General features: G+C 65.2%; 20 protein-coding genes, 1 tRNA gene and 2 pseudogenes. 6 read left to right on the top strand and 17 right to left on the bottom strand.

Annotated elements, in window-relative coordinates; translation table 11 throughout:
- Positions 1–7 precede the first annotated feature (7 nt).
- From ACFJGX_RS15925 to ACFJGX_RS15915, 3 genes and pseudogenes are all read left to right on the top strand, one after another.
- On the top strand, positions 8–484 hold the full coding sequence (locus tag ACFJGX_RS15925) for a YhbY family RNA-binding protein (RefSeq protein ID WP_291112915.1): 477 nt from the start codon (positions 8–10) through the stop codon (positions 482–484).
- Positions 485–560: 76 nt separating this feature from the next.
- A pseudogene (locus ACFJGX_RS15920) lies at positions 561–2,643 on the top strand (M3 family metallopeptidase).
- 31 nt (positions 2,644–2,674) lie between these two features.
- The gene (locus tag ACFJGX_RS15915; RefSeq protein ID WP_382325205.1) at positions 2,675–3,334 is read left to right on the top strand and encodes a DUF4124 domain-containing protein; all 660 of its coding nucleotides are present in this window, start codon (positions 2,675–2,677) and stop codon (positions 3,332–3,334) included.
- A gap of 33 nt (positions 3,335–3,367) precedes the next feature.
- Here ACFJGX_RS15915 and rpiA read toward each other — a convergent pair whose 3' ends face one another.
- Positions 3,368–4,039: a ribose-5-phosphate isomerase RpiA gene (gene rpiA / locus ACFJGX_RS15910; protein WP_382325207.1), complete on the bottom strand. Its 672-nt coding sequence runs from the start codon at positions 4,037–4,039 to the stop codon at positions 3,368–3,370.
- 38 nt (positions 4,040–4,077) lie between these two features.
- On the opposite strand from rpiA, the gene ACFJGX_RS15905 reads away from it, so the two are divergent.
- The gene (locus tag ACFJGX_RS15905; protein WP_382326549.1) at positions 4,078–5,163 is read left to right on the top strand and encodes a quinone-dependent dihydroorotate dehydrogenase; all 1,086 of its coding nucleotides are present in this window, start codon (positions 4,078–4,080) and stop codon (positions 5,161–5,163) included.
- On the opposite strand, the pseudogene ACFJGX_RS15900 reads toward ACFJGX_RS15905, so the two are convergent.
- From ACFJGX_RS15900 to ACFJGX_RS15825, 16 genes and pseudogenes are all read right to left on the bottom strand, one after another.
- A pseudogene (locus ACFJGX_RS15900) lies at positions 5,164–6,283 on the bottom strand (NAD(P)/FAD-dependent oxidoreductase).
- Positions 6,284–6,292: 9 nt separating this feature from the next.
- The gene (locus tag ACFJGX_RS15895) at positions 6,293–7,018 is read right to left on the bottom strand and encodes a S1C family serine protease (RefSeq protein ID WP_382157355.1); all 726 of its coding nucleotides are present in this window, start codon (positions 7,016–7,018) and stop codon (positions 6,293–6,295) included.
- Positions 7,019–7,050: 32 nt separating this feature from the next.
- Positions 7,051–8,157, bottom strand: coding sequence for a nucleotidyltransferase family protein (locus ACFJGX_RS15890; RefSeq protein ID WP_382325213.1), 1,107 nt, complete (start codon positions 8,155–8,157; stop codon positions 7,051–7,053).
- Entirely contained in the window at positions 8,154–8,978 is an 825-nt protein-coding gene (locus ACFJGX_RS15885) for an HprK-related kinase A (protein ID WP_382326547.1), read from the bottom strand. Before ACFJGX_RS15885 ends, ACFJGX_RS15890 begins: the two co-directional genes overlap by 4 nt.
- A 92-nt stretch (positions 8,979–9,070) precedes the next feature.
- Positions 9,071–9,364 carry an HPr-rel-A system PqqD family peptide chaperone gene (locus tag ACFJGX_RS15880; protein ID WP_291112898.1) on the bottom strand — a complete coding sequence of 98 codons (294 nt, stop codon included), beginning with the start codon at positions 9,362–9,364 and terminating at the stop codon, positions 9,071–9,073.
- Positions 9,361–9,948: a hypothetical protein gene (locus ACFJGX_RS15875; RefSeq protein ID WP_291112896.1), complete on the bottom strand. Its 588-nt coding sequence runs from the start codon at positions 9,946–9,948 to the stop codon at positions 9,361–9,363. The genes ACFJGX_RS15880 and ACFJGX_RS15875 overlap by 4 nt, the downstream gene beginning before the upstream one ends.
- Positions 9,949–10,252: 304 nt before the next feature.
- Positions 10,253–10,329: transfer RNA gene (locus ACFJGX_RS15870), tRNA-Pro, on the bottom strand.
- 36 nt (positions 10,330–10,365) lie between these two features.
- The gene (locus ACFJGX_RS15865; protein WP_382325218.1) at positions 10,366–10,818 is read right to left on the bottom strand and encodes a MerR family transcriptional regulator; all 453 of its coding nucleotides are present in this window, start codon (positions 10,816–10,818) and stop codon (positions 10,366–10,368) included.
- A 191-nt stretch (positions 10,819–11,009) separates the two neighbouring features.
- Positions 11,010–11,336, bottom strand: a complete 327-nt coding sequence (locus ACFJGX_RS15860) for an integration host factor subunit alpha (RefSeq protein ID WP_297402608.1) — start codon at positions 11,334–11,336, stop codon at positions 11,010–11,012.
- A gap of 25 nt (positions 11,337–11,361) precedes the next feature.
- A complete protein-coding gene (pheT, locus tag ACFJGX_RS15855; RefSeq protein WP_382326545.1) occupies positions 11,362–13,797 on the bottom strand; it encodes a phenylalanine--tRNA ligase subunit beta in 2,436 nt (811 codons plus the stop codon).
- 9 nt (positions 13,798–13,806) lie between these two features.
- Positions 13,807–14,859: a phenylalanine--tRNA ligase subunit alpha gene (gene pheS, locus ACFJGX_RS15850; protein WP_291112888.1), complete on the bottom strand. Its 1,053-nt coding sequence runs from the start codon at positions 14,857–14,859 to the stop codon at positions 13,807–13,809.
- A gap of 121 nt (positions 14,860–14,980) precedes the next feature.
- Positions 14,981–15,340 (bottom strand): 50S ribosomal protein L20, encoded by a 360-nt coding sequence (gene rplT / locus ACFJGX_RS15845; RefSeq protein ID WP_086120609.1) that lies wholly within the window; start codon positions 15,338–15,340, stop codon positions 14,981–14,983.
- A gap of 25 nt (positions 15,341–15,365) precedes the next feature.
- Complete coding sequence (rpmI, locus tag ACFJGX_RS15840; RefSeq protein ID WP_159596967.1) at positions 15,366–15,569, bottom strand: 50S ribosomal protein L35; 204 nt, start codon at positions 15,567–15,569, stop codon at positions 15,366–15,368.
- Between the two features lie 185 nt (positions 15,570–15,754).
- Entirely contained in the window at positions 15,755–16,369 is a 615-nt protein-coding gene (gene infC, locus ACFJGX_RS15835) for a translation initiation factor IF-3 (protein ID WP_291112966.1), read from the bottom strand.
- Positions 16,370–16,477: 108 nt separating this feature from the next.
- Positions 16,478–18,385 carry a threonine--tRNA ligase gene (thrS, locus tag ACFJGX_RS15830; RefSeq protein ID WP_382325221.1) on the bottom strand — a complete coding sequence of 636 codons (1,908 nt, stop codon included), beginning with the start codon at positions 18,383–18,385 and terminating at the stop codon, positions 16,478–16,480.
- Between the two features lie 244 nt (positions 18,386–18,629).
- The gene (locus ACFJGX_RS15825) at positions 18,630–18,833 is read right to left on the bottom strand and encodes a hypothetical protein (protein WP_382326543.1); all 204 of its coding nucleotides are present in this window, start codon (positions 18,831–18,833) and stop codon (positions 18,630–18,632) included.
- A 163-nt stretch (positions 18,834–18,996) separates the two neighbouring features.
- Here ACFJGX_RS15825 and ACFJGX_RS15820 point away from each other — a divergent pair, with 163 nt between their 5' ends.
- The gene (locus ACFJGX_RS15820) at positions 18,997–19,323 is read left to right on the top strand and encodes a helix-turn-helix domain-containing protein (RefSeq protein ID WP_382325224.1); all 327 of its coding nucleotides are present in this window, start codon (positions 18,997–18,999) and stop codon (positions 19,321–19,323) included.
- A 27-nt stretch (positions 19,324–19,350) separates the two neighbouring features.
- Entirely contained in the window at positions 19,351–19,590 is a 240-nt protein-coding gene (locus ACFJGX_RS15815) for a helix-turn-helix domain-containing protein (RefSeq protein WP_382325226.1), read from the top strand.
- Positions 19,591–19,785: the final 195 nt, after the last annotated feature.

The raw sequence follows: 19,785 nt of genomic DNA, 5'->3' as shown, positions 1-19,785 counted from the left end.
TTGTCCCATGCCCCAGATCACACTCACCCCCGCCCAGCGCAAAGTCCACCGAGCCGAGGCCCACCACCTCGATCCCGTCGTCCACATCGGGGGTGACGGTCTGAGCGCCTCGGTGAAGAAAGAAGCCGATGCCGCGCTCAAGGCCCACGGCCTGATCAAGATCCGGGTGCTCAACGACGACCGCACCGCCCGCGAAGCCATGCTCCAGACCCTGGCCGACGAGCTGGACGCTGCGCCGATCCAGCACATCGGCAAGCTGCTGGTGCTCTGGCGCCCCATGCCGGAAAAGGAAAAAGTCGTCGACGAGGACCGCAAGCCGGGCCCGCGCGACGTCAAGGTGCTGAAATTCAGCAAGCGCGGCGGCCAGCGCCCCGAGGTCAAGGTGGTGCGCGTGCTGGGCAACCAGCGCCTCACGCCCGGTGGCCAGGTCAAGCGCGCCAAGGTCATGAAAAAGAGCGTGAAGAAGAGCGCGCAATCCCAATAGGCGCGATAGCCTCTGGCTCCCCGTTCGTGCAGGGCCGCGCCTTGAACTTCCCTCATACCGCCACATCTGAGAACGCATGAACGACCGAACCGCCCCAGCCACCCTCAATCCCCTGCTCGACTTCAGCGACCTGCCCTGCTTCGATGCGATCACGCCCGCGGCGGTGGGGCCCGCGATGGACCTGCTGCTGCAGGCGGCGAGCACCGCGCTGGAAGAGGTCACGGCACCCAGTTTTCCCAACGATTGGGCCCGGATTTCCCTCACGCTGGACGTGCCTGCGGAGCGCCTGTCGCGCGCCTGGGGCGCGGTGAGCCACCTCAACAGCGTGGCCGACACCCCCGAGTTGCGAGCCGCCTACAACGAGGCGCTGCCCAAGGTCACCGAGTTCTGGACGCGGTTGGGTGCCGACGAGCGCCTGTACGCCAAGTACAAGGCCATGGACCCCGCCACCCTCAATGCCGAACAGGCCCAGGCCCACCACAACGCCATGCGCGGCTTCGTGCTGGGTGGCGCGGCCCTGGAAGGTGAGGCCAAGGCCCGCTTTGCCTGGCTGCAGGAACGCCAGGCCGAACTGGCCCAGAAGTTCAGCGAAAACGCATTGGACGCCACCGACGCCTTTTCGCTGATCGCCACGGCCGACGAGATGGCCGGCGTGCCCGACGACGTGCTCCAGGCCACCGCCGCGGCGGCCCAGGCCGACGGCAAGACCGGCCACAAGCTCACGCTGAAGATGCCCTGCTACCTGCCGGTGATGCAGTTCGCCCACAGCAGCCCGCTGCGCGAGAAGCTCTACCGCGCCTACGCCACCCGCGCCAGCGATCAGGCCGCTGGCGAGGCGACCAAGTTCGACAACACCGCGATCATGGGCGAGCTGCTCGCCTTGCGCCACGAAGAGGCCCGCCTGCTGGGCTACCGCCATTACGCCGACGTGTCGCTGGTGCCCAAGATGGCCGAATCGCCCGAGCAGGTGATCGCCTTCCTGCGCGACCTCGCCGCTAAGGCCCGGCCCCACGCCGAGAAAGACCTGGCCGACCTGCGCGAATTCGCGGCCACCGAACTCGGCCTGAACGATCCCCAGGCCTGGGACTGGCCCTACATCGGCGAGAAGCTCAAGGAAGCGCGCTACGCCTTCAGCGAGCAGGAAGTCAAACCCTATTTCACCGCCCCCAAGGTGCTGGCCGGTCTGTTCCAGATCGTCGAGACCCTGTTCGAGGTGGCGATCCGCCCCGACCAGGCACCCGTGTGGAACCCGGGCGTGGCGTTCTACCGCATCGAGCGCTCGGGGCCTCAGGGCACCGAGCTGGTCGGGCAGTTCTACCTGGACCCGGCCGCCCGCACCGGCAAGCGGGGCGGCGCCTGGATGGACGATGTGCGCGCGCGCTGGCTGCGACCCGACACGGGCGTGCTGCAAACGCCGGTGGCGCACCTGGTCTGCAACTTCGCCGAGGGGGTGAACGGCAAGCCCGCGCTGCTCACGCACGACGACGTCATCACCCTGTTCCACGAGTTCGGCCACGGCCTGCACCACATGCTCACGAAAGTGAACGAGCGCGATGTCTCCGGCATCAGCGGCGTTGAGTGGGACGCGGTCGAGCTGCCCAGCCAGTTCATGGAGAACTTCTGCTGGGAGTGGGATGTGCTCAAGCACATGACGGCCCACGTGGACACCGGCGAGCCGCTGCCGCGCGCGCTGTTCGACAAGATGCTGGCCGCCAAGAACTACCAGAGCGGCCTGCAGACGCTGCGCCAGGTGGAGTTCTCGCTGTTCGACATGCTGCTGCACAGCCTGCCCGAGCCCGCCGCCAGTGGTGCGGCCATTCTGGCGCTGCAGCAACAGGTGCGCGACGAAGTGGCCGTGCTGCAACCGCCGGCCTACAGCCGCACGCCGCACACCTTCAGCCACATCTTCGCCGGCGGTTACTCCGCAGGCTACTACAGCTACAAATGGGCCGAAGTGCTGTCGGCCGATGCCTACGCCGCCTTCGAGGAAGCGGCGCTGCAAAATGCGCCACAGCACGCTGGACGTCGCCACGGGGCGCCGCTATCGTCAGGCGATCCTGGAAGCCGGCGGCAGCCGCCCGGCCATGGAATCGTTCAAGGCCTTCCGAGGCCGCGAGCCGAGCATCGACGCCCTGCTGCGCCACCAGGGCATGGCTTGATTTGTCCCGTGGCCTGCCGATAGGAACCGCCATGAACGCCCGTTGCCCCGCGCCCCGACTGCTTGCCCTGGCCGTGCTGTACGGCCTGCTCGCCGCACCCGTGCTCGCGCAAGGCGTCTACCGGATCGTGGGGCCGGATGGCAAGGTCACCTACTCCGACCAACCACCGCCGGCGACCACCCCGGCACGGCCCGTGGGCGGCACGGCGGCGGGCGTCTCCGCCGGCGCAAGCGCCCAATTGCCCTTTGAACTGCGCCAGACCAGCAGCCGCTACCCGGTCACGCTCTACACCGGTCGCGACTGCGCACCGTGCAACAGCGGGCGCAACCTGCTCAATGCGCGTGGCATTCCCTACAGCGAGAAGACGGTCGAGACGCCACAGGATGCTGAAGCGCTCAAGCGGCTCAGCGGCGAGGCCTCTCTGCCGTTCCTGACCATCGGCAGCCAGCAGATCAAGGGCTATTCGGACACCGAGTGGTCGCAGTTCCTGGACGCCGCCGGTTACCCCAAGCAATCCGCCCTGCCCTCCAGCTACCGCCGCCCGGCCGCCACGCCTCTGGTGGCAACGGCGCGGCCTGCTGAAGCGGCAGGTGCGTCTTCTGCCACGCGCGAGCAACCCGCAGCGCCCTCCGCACCGGCCGAAGTGCCCGTGACGCCGCCCCCGCAGAACCCCGCCGGCATCCGTTTCTGATCACCGGGCCGCCTTCGGCGGCGGCCCACTCTCTCAGAACGTCAGCGTCTTCACGCCATCCGGCGTGCCCAGCAGGCACACGCCTGCCTTCTGGTGGGCGAACACCCCCACCGTCACCACGCCCGGCCATTGGTTGACCTGGCTCTCGAACGCCAGCGGGTCGGTGATCTGCAGGCCGGTCACATCCAGGATGTGCTGGCCGTTGTCGGTGACCAGGGGAGCGCCATCCTTCATCCGCACCTGGGCGGTACCGCTCATCTGCGCGAACTGGCGCACCACCCGGGCCGTCGCCATGGGAATCACCTCCACCGGCAAGGGGAAGCGGCCCAGCACCTTCACCAGCTTGGAGTCGTCGGCGATGCAGACGAAGCGGCGCGATTGCGCGGCCACGATCTTCTCCCGCGTGAGCGCGGCGCCGCCGCCTTTGACCATGTGGCCCTGGCCGTCGATCTCGTCCGCGCCGTCGATGTAGACCGAGAGTTCGCCCACGGCATTGGCCTCGAAGACCGGGATGCCCAGCGCCTTCAGGCGCGCGGTGGACGCCTCCGAGCTCGACACGGCGCCCGGGATCTGGTCCTTCATGCCGGCCAGCGCGTCGATGAACTTGTTGACGGTCGAGCCGGTGCCGACCCCCACGATGTCGCCCGGGGTCACGTATTGCAGGGCGGCCTGGCCCACCAGGGCTTTGAGTTCGTCTTGGGTCATTTGAGACAATCGGTTGGAACAACAAGTCGGATTATCCAATGTCGCTTCTTCCCTACGCTGTCGCACGCCCCTTTCTGTTCGGTCTGGACCCCGAAGCCGCCCACGAACTCACCCTGGGCTCCATCGCCCGGCTGCAGCATTCGCCGCTGACCTGCCTGTATGGCGAACCTCGGGTGCACGACCCGTACACGCTGGCAGGTCTGCAGTTCCCCAACCGCGTGGGACTGGCCGCCGGGCTGGACAAGAACGCGCGCTGCATCGACGGCCTGGCCGCCATGGGTTTCGGCTTCGTGGAGGTGGGCACCGTCACGCCCAAGGCCCAGGCCGGCAACCCCAAGCCCCGCATGTTCCGCCTGCCCAAGGCCCAGGCGCTGATCAACCGCCTGGGTTTCAACAACGAAGGCTTGGACGCGTTCATCGCCAACGTGAAACAGGCGCGCTTTCGCCAACAGAAGGGCGTGAGCCCCATGCTGCTGGGCCTGAACATCGGCAAGAACGCCAGCACGCCGATCGAGCGCGCGATCGACGACTACCTGATCTGCCTCGATGGGGTCTACCCCCACGCCGACTACGTCACCGTCAACATCTCCAGCCCCAACACGCAGAACCTGCGCAGCCTGCAGAGCGATGAGGCCCTGGACGCCCTGCTCGGCGCCGTCGCGGAGCGGCGCGAGCTGCTGGCACAGCGCCATGGACGCCGCATCCCGGTGTTCGTGAAGATCGCGCCGGACCTGGACGAAACGCAGGTCGAGATCATCGCCACCACGCTGATGCGCTACGGCGCCGACAGCGATGGCGTGGCCACCAGCGCCTTCGGCGTGATCGCGACCAACACCACATTGAGCCGCGAAGCGGTCGCGGGCCTGCCGCACGCCCAGGAAACCGGGGGCCTGTCGGGCGCCCCCGTGCTGCAGGCCAGCAACCGCGTGATCCGCCAGCTGCGCGCCTGCCTGGGCAAGAGCTTTCCCATCGTGGGCGTGGGCGGCGTGATGAGCGCGGACGATGCGGTGAGCAAGATCCAGTCGGGTGCCAACATCGTGCAGATCTACACCGGCCTGATCTACCAGGGCCCCTCCCTGGTCTGGGAATCGGCGCGGGCAATCCAGGCCCTGGCCGACAGCTGATCAGGCCAACGCAACCACCTGGTCCGCGATCGCCAGGCAACTGGTCAGGCCCGGGGACTCGATGCCGAACAGGTTGACCAGCCCCGGCACCCCATGCACCGCCGGCCCCTGGATCACGAAGTCGGCCGCCGGCTCATGCGGCCCGCTGATCTTGGGCCGCATGCCCGCATAGCCCGGCTGCAAGGCACCTTCGGGCAGGCCGGGCCAGTAGCGGCGGACCTCCGCATAGAACGCCTCACCCCGGGCCGGGTCCACCTGCAGGTCGTCGGCCCGATCGACCCACTGCACGTCCGGCCCGAACTTGGCCTGTCCACCCAGATCCAGCGTGAGGTGCACGCCCAGACCGGCCAGGTGCTTGTCCGGCTCGGGCGCGGGGTAGATCAGATGCTCAAAAGGGGATCGGCCCGACAAGGTGAAGTAGTTTCCCTTGGCGAACCAGGCCCTGGGCACGTGGTCGGCCGCCAGTCCGCGGACGCGCAGGGCCAGATCGCAGGCGCCGAGCCCGGCGGCATTGATCACCGTGCGCGCCCGCAGGCGCGTGCCGTCGCGGGTCTGCACGTCGATGCCGACATCGGTCGCGGCAAGGAGATCCACCTGCGCGTGGCACACCACCATGCCGCCCGCGTGCTCCAGATCGCCTTGCAGCGAGAGCATGAGGCCATGGCTGTCCACGATGCCCGTGGAAGGTGAATGCACCGCGCCCAGGCACTCCAGTTCTGGTTCGAGTTCACGCGCCTGCTCGCGGTTGAGCAGCCGCAGGTCGTGCACCCCGTTCGCGCGGGCCTTCTCGATGATCGATGGCAACGCCGCCAGCTGCGAAGCCGTGTTGGCGCACGATCAGCTTTCCGCAACGCTGATGGGCAATGCCCCGCTCCGCGCAATAGGCGTACAGGGCCTGCTTGCCCTGAACGCAGAGTTGCGCCTTGAGCGAGCCCGCCGGGTAGTAGATACCGGCGTGAATGACCTCGCTGTTGCGCGAACTCGTGCCCGTGCCGATGTCGGCCTCGCTCTCGAGCACCATCACCTCGCGCCCCGCCAGCGCCAGGGCACGCGCCACGGCGAGCCCCACCACACCGGCGCCCACCACCAGGGCATCGACCTGTTCGATCGCAGCGCTCATGGGAAGGCCTCAGCGGTGGCGATCCACCAGTTCCTGCACATAACGCGCGGGAATGGCATACGAGATGCCGGAGGGCTGGCTCAGCGCCGACTCGCGCGTGTTCTTGATGAGCACCATGTTCATCACCCCCATCACCTCGCCCGTGTCCGGATCGAACAAAGGCCCGCCGCTGTTGCCCGGGTAGGCCGTGGCGTCGAGCTGGAAGATGTCGAAAGTGCCATTGCGCAGGCTGCGGATGGCTTGCTCGCGCAGCCGCTCTGCCGACGGGCTGGGCAACGCCGCCGAGGTGATGGTGGACACGGTCGCGCGGTGCGTGACGTGCGAGAACCCCAATGAGCCTCCAATCGGAAAACCCATGAAGGCCAGGTCATCGCCCTCTCTCACGCGCCGGGAATCGCCGATCTTGAGCGCGGGCCCGGGCGCGCCCGACACGCGCAGCAGCGTCAGGTCGCGCGCCACATCGGTCTCCAGCACCGTGGCCGTGCGCATCTGCCAATCGCCTTGCCCCACGCGCACCTGGACCACCAGCGACGCCTCGTCGGCCTCCGACGGCAGCACATGGGCATTGGTCACCACCAGATCACCGCGCGCGACCAGAAAGCCCGCGCCCCGCAGTTGAAACCGCGGGTTGTCCGTGGTCCTGAACGTGCCGACCAGCACCACCGACGGCTTCACGCGCACCACCGTGTCGGCCAACCCCGCCCAGGCGCCGGCCCCGCCCAGGAGAGCGATCATCCCGAGGCCCAAAGCATGGAAAAGGCGTCGTTTCATTTCGCGTCCACGGGCTCGGCCCGCATCGATTTGACCAGCTTGCGCAACAGATGCCATATCAACATGACCGGCGGCATGCGCAGCCAATGACCGCGCAGGTACAGGACGAACCGGGCGGTGGGCGTCCATGCATCCGATGCCGACGCATGGGCGGGGCGCAAGGCGCGCAGGAAGAGCGCATCCATCATGCGCTGGCGCCAGGGCGCCATGCGCACACCGGGGCTGGCGCGCAGCGCCTCGGTCACCGCCGGGGGGATGGGCGCATCGAGCAGCAGGCCGACATAGCGCAAGGCCTGGTGCAGCGGCCATTCCAGTTGCAAGGCGCGAGCCCGCGCAAGCAATTCGGGCCAGAAGTCCGGATTCGCGGCGAACTCACGCAGCAACGCCTCCAGATCGACCAGACCCCGAAGACCCAGCTCCAGATCGCCCTCGTGGAACAGGTGCGCCGCGCTGTGCAGCACCATGTCGGCCGGGCACAGCACCTGGATCCGCGGATCGTCACCCACCGGCCGGGCACTGGCCAGCAGAAGGCCGGAGTCGGGCTTGAGCCGAGCCGTCAGCGGCATGATGGCGTGGTGGACATCGAGCACCGTGCCACGCTTCATGTGCTTGAGCGGCGGCAGCTCGTGCATCCAGGTGCGGTAGTAGCGCTGGTCGTAGGCGTCTCGGTTCATGGACACCCATCCACCCATCATCAGCGCCGACTCCACCTCCGCCAGGCGCTGCCTGGGCACCAGGATGTCCACGTCCGACACCATGCGGCCCCGCGAGGCATCCAGCCCGGCCATGGTGTAGGCCGCGCCCTTGAGCAGCACCGCCGGCAAACCCATGGGCTCCAGCGCGCGCGCAATCTCGACCACCTCGTAGCGCAGCTCGGTGTGCTGTCGGGCCGCCAGCGCCATGGCCGAGCCAAGATGCCGTCGGGGCGCCGCCGGCAAATCATCCCAGTCGCCCGAGGCCTGGGCACCGCTGCCGATGCGGGCGAGCACGTCGGCCTGACGGGCCTGACGAATGAGCAGATCCCAGGCGCCTGGGCCCAAGGCGCCCAGGCTGTCCGGCCGTTTCAGGGCCGCCACGAGGGTATCGATGCGGGGCAGCGTCATGCGGGTGTGGCGGCGAGGGCCTCGAACCAGGCGATGGCCTCGTCGAGGTGGCCGTATTGCAAGTCATGGCAGCCGCACTCGTCCACCAGCGCCGCCAAGGCTTGAAAGCCAGCACGCCCATGCACGTGGTGGTTGAAACTGTTGGACGCGAGCTCCACCAGCGCGCTGGGCTTGGGACGCGCTTCCACGGTCAGCGGGGCCTCTCGCTTGAACTGGGGGAAGATCACCCAGGCCGGCCGGGCCGGCTGGTCTGCGCGCGCGAGGCTGTCCGGTGAAATGCGCATGTGGGCCACCGTGCCCTTCATCGTGTCCCGGGCCACGGGGCCGAAGTTCGCATTGGGCGCCCGTTGCCGGATGACCTCGATCGACTCGTTCTTCAGGCTCACCGGGCGCGGCGACGGAGTCACCAGGCCCGACGCCGGATCGAGCAAGGCCATTTCGTCGGACAACAGACGCCAGCCACTCAGCATGAGGGCCGCGCACAGCGTGCTCTTGCCCGAGCCCGGTGGCGCTGGCAGGACGAGCACCCGCCCGCCCCGCTCCAGCACCGCCGAATGGATCGTGATCCAGGTGTGGCAATAACTGGTCACGCACCAGTTCATGCCCCACTCCAGAAACGCGAACGCCTCGCCGTACGCCAGGGGCGTGAACGGCTGGAAGCCGTCCATCTCGAACACACAGACCGTCTTGAGCAGGTGGCGCTTGGGCTTCACCTTCACGTGGAAGTCGGCAAAAACGTCTTCCCCCGTCAACACCTCATGGTCGGGATAGAGCGCCTGCAAGCCCTGCGCGACCACCGGAATGGGGCTGCGGATGTGCATGACAAAGGGGGGGACGCGCAGAAAGAGACCGTCGGAACACAGGCGGTGCGCCAGTTCCGCTGGAGGGAGTGCGGCCAGCGCCTGCGTGGACCTTACCCCTGCGTGCACTCGACCAGACCCATGGACTCGAATTGCACAAGCAAGGACTGCAGCATGTCCAGTTCCTCGGCCGCGGGCTCGACAAGGCCCATGGCTTGGGCGAGGCTTTGGGCATCGCGGGCCTGCCCAGCCTGGATCAGGCCAAACGCCTCGCCAGCGATGGGCGTCAGCGCGTGGAGACTGCCGCTGGCGTCGTCGTACACGACCACACCATCCGGCCAATGCTGAATCGCGAAATGATCGGCCCGGGCACAACCGAAGTTGACCTGAGCCTGAGCCAGGGTCACAGGAAGGCTGGACCGTAGATCATGTCAAAGTAGGCCATCGTCTGCGACAGCGTCCAGGTCGTCCCCGCAAAGGGCGACCACACACCTTGACCATTCCAGATCGCGCGGCACTGGCTCTTGGTCAAGAGCACGCGCGTCGAGTCGTTGTTGAATGCGGTGGCCGTCAGGAAAGCGGCCGCCACATGGCGCGCCAATGCCGCGTTGTTGCGGTTGCCGCCCTGGTCGAGCACTTCCTGGATCGTCATCTTGCCGTAGACGTTGCCGGGATCGCGCGTGAAGCCCGTGGTCGTGGACAGGAACTTCGTTTCCTTGAACTTCGTGGCCAGGCCCGCTTCGCTGTTCTTCCAGTAGCCATGCGACTTGCATTCGTAGTCGGTCTTGATCGCGCGCCCCTGGCTGACCTTCATGTGCGCAGCGGCCAGCGACGAGAACGACGACGGGCGGATGCAGGTATGGTCACCAGCCAGCACGCTGTTGCTCTTCAAGGCGGCCATCACAGGAGCAGCCGACAGGCCTGCGCGCACCAGACGGCGACGCGACACGCCAGAAGCGGGTTGCTGAGACGGAGTGGAAGAATCGATCATCTTGTTTACCTCTCTTGCAAGACAGGCCCAGGTGCGGATGGAAGCCCAATGGGTGCTTGAGCCTTTGGTAGCGTAAGTATAGACCACGCGCAACAAAAAGTAAGCAAATACGGGTCAAAAGCGGACATATTGCCGGTTTGGCGCTCCCTCAAAATGGGGAGAATTCTGTCAGACCCGTGTGACGATTTGACAGCACTTTCTCAACAAGCGCGCAAAGCGTTTTGATTTTCTTGGGATTCGGTTTTTCCGCAGGGACAAAAAACAGAAAAGCCCGGAATCTTTCGATTCCGGGCTTTCGTAAAAATGGTCGGCGTGGCGGGATTCGAACTCGCGACCCCTTGCACCCCATGCAAGTGCGCTACCAGGCTGCGCTACACGCCGACAAGCCTCAAATTATAGCGTCCAAATGAGGGCAAATCAGGCAGAGGGCCTCAGAAGCTCACGAATTTCAAGCAGTTCACGCCGAACGTCGTGCAGGAGGCCGCCTGAACCGGTGTGCACGGGGTACTCGGCTTCGATCAAGGGGATCACCACGTCACCATGAACGACTTCATCGAGGTCGATCACATCGATGGCTTCATCTTCCTCGTTGCGGCGCTTGTCGCGCTCGGCCTGAACGATTTCCTGCAGCTTGTTGCGTGCACCGCTGATGGTGAACCCCTGGTCGTACAGAAGCTCGCGGATGCGGCGGATCATCAACACCTCATGGTGCTGGTAATAACGGCGATTGCCGCGCCGCTTCATGGGTCTGAGCTGCGTGAACTCCTGCTCCCAGTACCGCAGCACGTGCGGCTTGACGCCACACAGCTCGCCCACTTCACCAATGGTGAAGTAGCGTTTGGCGGGAATGGGTGGAAGCGTTTTTTCCATGAAAATCAAGGCGGTACGGACCGAACCTTGAAATCTACTCTAACTGGTGCGTGTGTGCACGGCATGGTGAACATTTCCGTGTGAAATGTTGCAACGGCCCCGCCCGCCAACAAAAACGCCCCAAATCGGGGCGTTTTGTGTTGTGAAGACCGCAGTGGCGGCCGCTCGGCCGTTGCCGTCCCAGGGTGCGCTCAACCCCCAATGATGGCGGTCTGCACCTGTTCCTTGAGCTTGGGACTGGCGTGAAAGGTCACCACGCGGCGCGCTTCGATCGCCACGGGCTCACCCGTTCTCGGGTTGCGCCCGGGCCTGGGCGCCTTGGTGCGGATCTGGAAATTGCCGAAACCCGAAATCTTCACATCGGTGCCGTTCACCAGGCTGTCGGTGATCAGATCGAAGAAGGCATCGATCATATCCTTGGATTCGCGCTTGTTCAGGCCAATCTGGTCGAACAGCAGCTCCGCGAGCTGTGCCTTGGTCAGGGCGGGCGTTTCCAGGCTTTCCACAGCGAGTTCCATGCGGGCATTCTCCATTTTGTTCGTATCAAGCGCGCAACCGGCCAGCCACTCGCTTCGCCACCGCCTCAACAGCGGCGTTGACGGTCGCGTCGATGTCCTCTTCGGTCAGTGTAGCGTCGTCGCGGTTGAGCACCAGCCGCACCGCCAGGCTTTTTTCATCCGCGGCAAGCGACCCCGCGGGCGTGCTCTCGGTCGACGTTTGCTTCTTGGGCCGGTACACGTCGAACAGCACGACGTCGCGCAACCAGGGGCTCGCCGGCGCGCGGATCGCCTCCAGCACGGCGGCGTGGGTCACCGACTCCTTGACCACGATGGCCAGATCGCGCTCCACCGCCTGGTGGCGGCTCACCGCCTGGTAGGCCGGCACGGGGCGGTCCAGCACGGCATCGAGCTCCAGCTCGAACAGCACCGGAGCCTGCGCCACCTCGTAGCCCTGGCGCCAGCGGGGGTGCAGTTCACCGACATGGCCGATGCAGCGGTCGTCCAGCCAGACGCTGGCGCAGCGCCCCGGGTGCATCGCCGGGTGTTCGGCCACCTTGAACTCAGGCCGGCGCGGGGCCAGCAAGGCCTGCACATCGCCCTTCACGTCGAAGAAGTCCACGGCGCGTTCGGCGGTGCCCCATTGAAGCGTGTCGGTGGCACCGTAGGCCAGGCCAGCCACGCGCATGGGCTGGCGGAAGCCGGCCACGGTCGTGTCGCTCTCGACGATGGAGGCGTCCTTGAAGAACACACGCCCAACTTCGAACAGGCGCACGCGATCGGTCCGCCGATCCAGGTTGAATTTGAGGACCGACAGCAAGCTGCCGAGCAAAGACGAGCGCATCACGCTCATCTGGCTGGCGATCGGGTTCAGCAGGCGGATCGGATCGGCATTGCCGGCCAGTTCGCGCTCCCAACGCTCTTCCACGAAGCTGAAATTGATGGTTTCCTGATAGCCCAGCTGCGCCAGGCTGCGGCGAACCGCAAACGGACCGCGGCGCGCCTCGGTGCGGATCTTGGCCGTGATGGGCGCCAGCGGCGGCGTGTCGGGCAACTTCTCGTAGCCGACGATGCGGGCGACCTCTTCGATCAGGTCTTCTTCGATCTGCAGGTCGAAACGGTAGGCGGGCGGCATGACCGTGAGCACGCCATCGCCCTCTTCCACTGGCAAGCCCAGGCGGCGCAGGGCACCCGCGCACTGGGCCTGGTCGACCGGCATGCCGATGACCTTGGCCGCGCGCGCCACCCGCAGGCTCACGGGTTGCGGCGTGGGCAGTTGCACCACGTGGTCGTCCAGCACGGCGGCCTGACCACCGCAGATGTCCAGCACCAGCTGCGTGATGCGCTCCACGTGCTCGCGCGTGGTGGACGGGTCCACACCCCGCTCGAACCGGTGACCGGCGTCGGTGGAGAAGTTGTAGCGGCGTGACCGGCCCGCAATGGACTTGGGCCACCAGAAGGCGGCTTCGATGTAGATGTTCTGCGTGTCGTCCGACACCGCCGTGGAGTCGCCGCCCATGATGCCGGCCAGCGATTCAACGCTTTGATCGTCCGCGATCACACCAACCTGCGCGTCCACCGCGACCGTGTTGCCATTGAGCAGCTTGAGCGATTCGCCTTCCCGACCCCAACGCACCTGCAGCCCACCATGGATCTTGTCGAGATCGAAGATGTGGGACGGGCGGCCCAGTTCGAACATCACGTAGTTGGAGATGTCCACCAGCGGCGAGACGCTGCGCTGGCCGCAACGCGCCAGCCGCTCGACCATCCAGGCCGGCGTGGTGGCTCGGGTGTTCACGCCACGCACGATGCGCCCGGTGAAACGGCCACACAGGTCGGGGGCTTCCACGCGCACCGGCAGGCGATCCTGCAGCGGTGCCGCCACCGCCGGAAACGCCGGCTCGATCAGAGGCGAGCCGGTGAGCGCCGACACCTCGCGGGCAATGCCGTACACGCTCAGGCAATGCGCGAGGTTGGGCGTGAGCTTGAGCGTGAACAGCATGTCGTCCAGCGAGAGCTGTTCGCGGATGTCACGCCCCACGGGCGCGTCGGCCGGCAGCTCCAGCAGACCGCCATGGTCTTCGGACAGCTTGAGCTCGCGCGCCGAGCACAGCATGCCCTGGCTCTCCACGCCGCGCAGCTTGCCCAGCTTGATCTGGAACGGCTTGCCGTCTTCACCGGGTGGCAGCTCGGCCCCCACCAGCGCGCAGGGCACCTTGATGCCCACGCGGGCATTGGGTGCACCACAGACGATGTTGAGCAGACTGCCCTGCCCCACGTCCACCTGGCACACGCGCAGGCGATCGGCATTGGGGTGTTGCACGGCGTCCTTGATCTCGCCCACCACCACCTTGGTGAACGGTGGCGCCACCGGCTCCAGCTCTTCGACCTCCAGACCCGCCATGGTCAGGGTGTCGGCCAGTTGCTGGCTGGTCAGGGGTGGATTGCAGAAGGCACGCAGCCAGGATTCGGGAAATTGCATGTCGTGGTCTCAGCGGAACTGGGCGAGAAAACGGACGTCACCGTCGAAGAACAGACGCAGGTCGTTGACCCCGTAGCGCAGCATGGTCAGGCGGTCCGGCCCCATGCCGAAAGCGAAACCGATGTAGCGCTCAGGATCCAGGCCCATGTTGCGCACCACGTTCGGGTGCACCTGGCCCGAGCCCGCCACCTCCAGCCAGCGCCCCGCCAGGGGGCCGTGCTGGAATTGGATGTCGATCTCGGCGCTGGGCTCGGTGAACGGAAAGAAGCTGGGGCGGAAGCGCAGCACCAGATCATCGGACTCGAAGAAGGTGCGGCAGAAATCCGTGAAGACGTACTTCAGGTCCTTGAAGCTGACGTTCTCGCCCACCCACAGGCCTTCGCACTGGTGGAACATCGGCGAGTGCGTCGCGTCGCTGTCCACCCGGTAGGTGCGACCGGGCGCGATCACGCGGATCTCGGGCATCGGGCGCCCGGCATCCAGGTCGGCGCGGTGGCGCTTGACGTGCTGCACCGCGTGGCGGATCTGCATCGGGCTGGTGTGCGTGCGCAGGAGGTTGGGCGCCTTCTCGCTGCCCCCCTCCACGTAGAACGTGTCGTGCATCGAGCGCGCGGGATGGTCTTCCGGCGTGTTCAGGGCGGTGAAGTTGAACCAGTCGGATTCGATCTCGGGGCCATCGGCCACCTCGAAGCCCATGGAGCCGAAGATCGCTTCGATGCGCTCCAGCGTCAGGCTCACCGGGTGGAGGCCACCCTGGCCGCGCTGGCGACCGGGCAAGGTCACGTCCAGCGCCTCGGCCTTGAGTTGCGCCTGCAACTCGGCATCGGCCAAAGCCTGGCGCCGCTCGGTCAGCGCGCCTTCGATCGCCTGCTTGGCCTGGTTGATGGCCGCGCCACGGGTCTTCTTCTCTTCCACGGAGAGGGCGCCCAGGCCCTTCATCAGCTCGGTGATGCGGCCCGACTTGCCCAGGTACTGCGCCTTGGCGTTTTCCAGATCGGCCGGCGTGGCGGCTTGAACAAACCCGGCACGGGCGCTCTCGACCAATGCGTCCAACTCGTTCATGTGTGTGCTTGAATCGTTGGGAAATAAAAAAGGGGTTGAAGCCAGCGAGGGAATCCCTCAAGCCTCAACCCCTTTGAGCGACGGGGCGCGCCGCCGTGAGGCGGCGTGCTCCTGCCGTGAATCAAGCGGCCAGCTTGGCTTTGACTTGCTCCACGATGCTGCCAAAGGCAGCCGGATCGTTCACCGCCAGATCGGCCAGCACCTTGCGGTCGATTTCGATCTGGGCCTTCTTCAGGCCGTTGGCGAATTGGCTGTACGTCAGGCCGCAAGCACGGGCGCCAGCGTTGATACGGGCGATCCACAGTTGACGGAAGACGCGCTTTTTCGTGCGGCGATCGCGGTAGGCATATTGCCCAGCCTTCATCACCGCCTGTTTGGCGATGCGGAAGACGTTGCCGCGGCGGCCGCGGAAACCTTTGGCCAGAGCCAGAACCTTTTTGTGTCGGGCGCGAGCCGTTACACCACGTTTGACGCGAGGCATGTGTGTTCTCCTTGTTCGTCGTTGATCAAATGCCCGTGCCGGGCAGCATCTGTGCCATGTGACCCATGTTGGTCTCATGCACGGTGACTGCTCCACGCAGGTGGCGCTTGTTCTTGGTGGTCTTCTTGGTCAGGATGTGACGCTTGAAGGCTTGACCGCGCTTGACGGTGCCACCGGGACGAACGCGAAAACGCTTTTTCGCGCTGCTCTTGGTCTTCATTTTGGGCATCTTCATGCTCCTTTTCATTTGTGCTCGTGAGGCGCCGCGAACCTTCCGCGGACTTGTTGGCCCCGAGCCACTTTTATGGGCAGCCTTTCGGCTCCCCGATTCGGCGTCAGGCTTTTCAGCCAGCGCCTCGGACCGGCAGGAGACTACCCTGCCCGTCCAATGCTGTTCTTGGCCGCCAACCGCCCTCAGGCGGCCGACTGGCTTGCCGCAGGAGCCGCTGCAGCGGCCTCAGCGGGTTTGGCCGCTCCACCGGCCTTCTTGCGGCCGGGCGCAATCATCATGATCATCTGGCGCCCTTCGAGCTTGGGAAACTGTTCCACCACGATCGAATCGGCCAACTCATCGCGGATGCGGTTCAACAGGGCCAGCCCCAGATCCTGGTGGGTGATCTCACGGCCGCGGAACCGCAGCGTGATCTTGCACTTGTCACCATCGTCCAGAAAGCGCCGGATGTTGCGCATCTTGATGTTGTAGTCGCCGTCGTCGGTACCGGGCCGGAACTTGATTTCCTTGATCTCGATGACCGTCTGCTTGGCCTTGGCTTCCGCCGCCTTCTTCTGCTCCTGGTACTTGAACTTGCCGTAGTCCATCAGGCGACACACCGGAGGGACGGCAGTGGCCGCGATTTCGACCAGGTCCACATCCAGCTCACCGGCCATGCGCAGCGCTTCCTGCAAACTGACGATGCCCAAGGGCTCGTTCTCGGGGCCGTTGAGGCGAACCTCAGGGGCCATGATTTCCCGGTTCAGTCTGTGTGCGCGCTCTTCACGTTGGCGGCGGTCGCGAAAGTTGGTAGCTATGGTGAGTTCCTTTGTGTGGGCCGGTTCAGGCAAATTGGCGGCCACCCGGCCGCCTCACGCACACGAAGTGCGCCATGGCAGCAGGGGCATCCAGCCAGATGTTTGAAATCAAACTTTGGATGAAACGTCAGCCGCGATCAATTTGGAAAAGGCTTCCAGCGGCATGACACCGAGGTCTTTGTTCCCTCGCGCCCGCACAGCCACGGCACCAGCTTCTTTCTCTTTGTCGCCCACGACAAGGATAAAAGGCAGCTTTTGCAACGCGTGCTCCCGTATTTTATACGTAATTTTCTCGTTGCGCAGGTCCGTCGTCACCCTAAGCCCTTGATTCTGCAGAGTTTTCGCGATTTCCAGACAGTATTCGGCCTGGGAATCGGTGATGTTGAGCACCGCCACCTGCACCGGCGAGAGCCAGGTGGGCAAGGCCCCGGCGTGCTGCTCGATCAGAATGCCGATGAAACGCTCCAGGCTGCCCACGATGGCGCGGTGCAGCACGATGGGCGTGTGGCGCGAGCCATCTTCCCCCACGTATTCCGCGCCCAGGCGCTCCGGCAGGTTCGGATCGACCTGGATCGTTCCGCACTGCCAGGGGCGGCCCAGCGCGTCCTTGAGGGTGTATTCGATCTTCGGGCCGTAGAAGGCGCCTTCGCCCGGCAGGTACTCAAAATCGCAGCCCGAGGCGCGCAGGCCCTCGGCCAGCGCGTTCTCTGCCCGGTCCCAGCTCTCTTCCGTGCCAATGCGCTTTTCCGGGCGGGTGGAGAGCTTGTAGATGATGTCGTTGAAGCCGAAGTCCTTGTAGACCTTCTGCAGCAGCGTGGTGAAGGCCACCACCTCCGCCTGGATCTGGTCTTCCGTGCAGAAGATGTGGCCATCGTCCTGCGTGAAGGCGCGCACCCGCATGATGCCGTGCAGCCCGCCCGAAGGCTCGTTGCGGTGGCACTGGCCGAACTCACCAAAGCGCAGCGGCAGGTCGCGGTAGCTCTTGATGCCTTGCTTGAAGATCAGGATGTGCCCGGGACAGTTCATCGGCTTGAGCGCGTAGTCCCGCTTCTCCGACTCCGTCACGAACATGTTTTCGCGGTACTTGTCCCAGTGGCCGGTTTTCTCCCACAGGCCCTGGTCCAGGATCTGCGGGCCCTTCACCTCCTGGTAGCCGTTGTCGCGGTACACGCGGCGCATGTACTGCTCCACCTCCTGCCACACCGTCCAGCCCTTGGGGTGCCAGAACACGGTGCCGGGCGAGTGCTCGTCGATGTGGAACAGGTCCAGCTCGCGGCCCAGCTTGCGGTGGTCGCGCTTCTCGGCCTCTTCCAGCATCGTCAGGTACTGCTGCAGCTCTTCCTTGGTGGCCCAGGCCGTGCCGTAGATGCGCTGCAGCATCTCGTTGCGGTGGTCGCCGCGCCAGTAGGCGCCGGCCACCTTCATCAGCTTGAAATGCTTGAGCTTGCCGGTGCTGGGCACGTGCGGGCCTCGGCACAAGTCTTCAAAAGCGCCTTCGCGGTACAGCGACACGTCTTCATTGCTGGGGATGCTGGCGATGATTTCCGCCTTGTAGTGCTCGCCCAGGCCCTTGAAGTAGGCCACGGCCTCGTCGCGCGGCAGCACGCGGCGCACCACCGGCTCGTCCTTGGCGGCCAGCTGGGCCATGCGCTTTTCAATCGCCACCAGGTCTTCGGGCGTGAAGGGGCGCTTGTACGAAAAGTCGTAGAAGAAACCGTGCTCGATCACCGGGCCAATGGTCACCTGCGCATCGGGAAACAGCTCCTTGACGGCGTAGGCCAGCAAGTGCGCCGTGGAGTGGCGGATCACCTCCAGGCCGTCGGCGTCCTTGGCCGTGACGATGGACAACGGGCTGTCCTGCGTGATGAGGTAGCTGGTGTCCACCACCTTGTCGCCGATCTTGCCGGCCAGGGCGGCCTTGGCCAGGCCGGTGCCGATGGAGGCCGCCACGTCGGCGACCGTGACCGGGCCGGGGTATTCGCGTTGGGAGCCGTCGGGGAGCGTGATGTGCAACATGGGGAGGTCCAGAAAACAAAAAAGCGCGGCAGGGGCCGCGCTGGTGTGGGGAGAAAAGGCAATCAATCGGGCAGGCGCGAACTGCAGGCCTCAGAGGGCCGTGGAGGTGGTCTCCATAGTTCGCGGTGTCATAACCAGATTGCCTTTCTCGCTCTTGCTGATTCAGAAGAAGAACAGGCATTTTCCCACAAAACGCCGGCTAGGGTCTGCCCTCGCCCGCCAGAGCAGGCTTGCGGCGCAAGGCTCAGCGCTTGCAGTGCTGGTTCGCCACGGCTTGCAGCTCGCCGAGCGTCTCGCAAAGCGCCTCGAACCGCTGCTCCACCTCGTCGCGGAGCGCCTTCGGGCTCTCCGACCTGAACGCGAGCCCTTTCTCTTGATCCGTTTGGCGCTCCACCGAGACGGCAAACTGATTGAGCCGGTCGAGCGCCCGAGAGGCGAGGACGGACATGCGAACAGGAAAGTCTTTGCGGTTGCGCTGGCGCGTGAATGCGTTGCGGAGGAAAAGTTTGATGGCGATTCTGGAGGTCCCTTGCACTTTGGAAAAAACAAAGCCATAAAAATGTCACGTTTTTCGTGACGACAGAATATTACCAAGTTACGAGACTCGTGACATGGTTTCAGAGTCTGGTCACACCACAAATCTCGTCGGGCAGCGCATCCGCTCTCGACGAGAAGAATTGGGGTGGTCTCAAGAGAAGTTAGGTGTGCTGATAGGCATCGACGAGTCGTCGAGCCGGGCGCGGATCAGCCGCTATGAGCTGGGAAACCATGAGCCCCCGTTGGACACTGCACGCAATATCGCGAAGGCGCTCGGTGTGCCGCTGGCGTATCTCTACTGCGAGGAGAACGATGTAGCGAGCTTGCTGATGGCGCTCAAGAAAGTGCCCGTAAAGCAACGTGGGACACTGATCTCGACTTGGATGAATGAGCTCGCCTAGCCTGAGCCTCACAGCGCGAGCAGCCGAGTGGAACAAGATCAGGCATTCGGGCAGGCATTGCGCAGCCTGCGAACACGTCGTAAGTGGAGCCAGACCGAGCTCGCACTTCGCTCCGACGTGGACCGACGTCACATCTCGGAAATCGAGCTGGGGCGGAATAGTCCGAGCCTGCGTCTCATATTCAAGCTGTGTGACGCGCTCGACGTAGCGCCCTCGGACCTCGTGAAGGACATCGAGAGGCGCATGCGGGTGCAGGGCCCGCGCTAAGCACGACGTTGCAGGTCCTCCGGCCATCTCAAGTATGGCTACGACACTCTGTACGACCGCCTGGCCGGTAAGTTCACCAAGCGGATGGGCAGTTCTATACCCCGCCTTTTGCTTCGACGACCTCACGAAGAACACGGTGGGCATCGTTGCCGTCAAACGGGTACCACGACTCCAACGCTACGACTACAACCTGCG

This window comes from Hydrogenophaga sp. UC242_50, assembly GCF_042697355.1.
Taxonomy (GTDB): Bacteria; Pseudomonadota; Gammaproteobacteria; order Burkholderiales; family Burkholderiaceae_C; genus Hydrogenophaga.
This window is presented reverse-complemented; position numbering and strand designations above follow the sequence as displayed.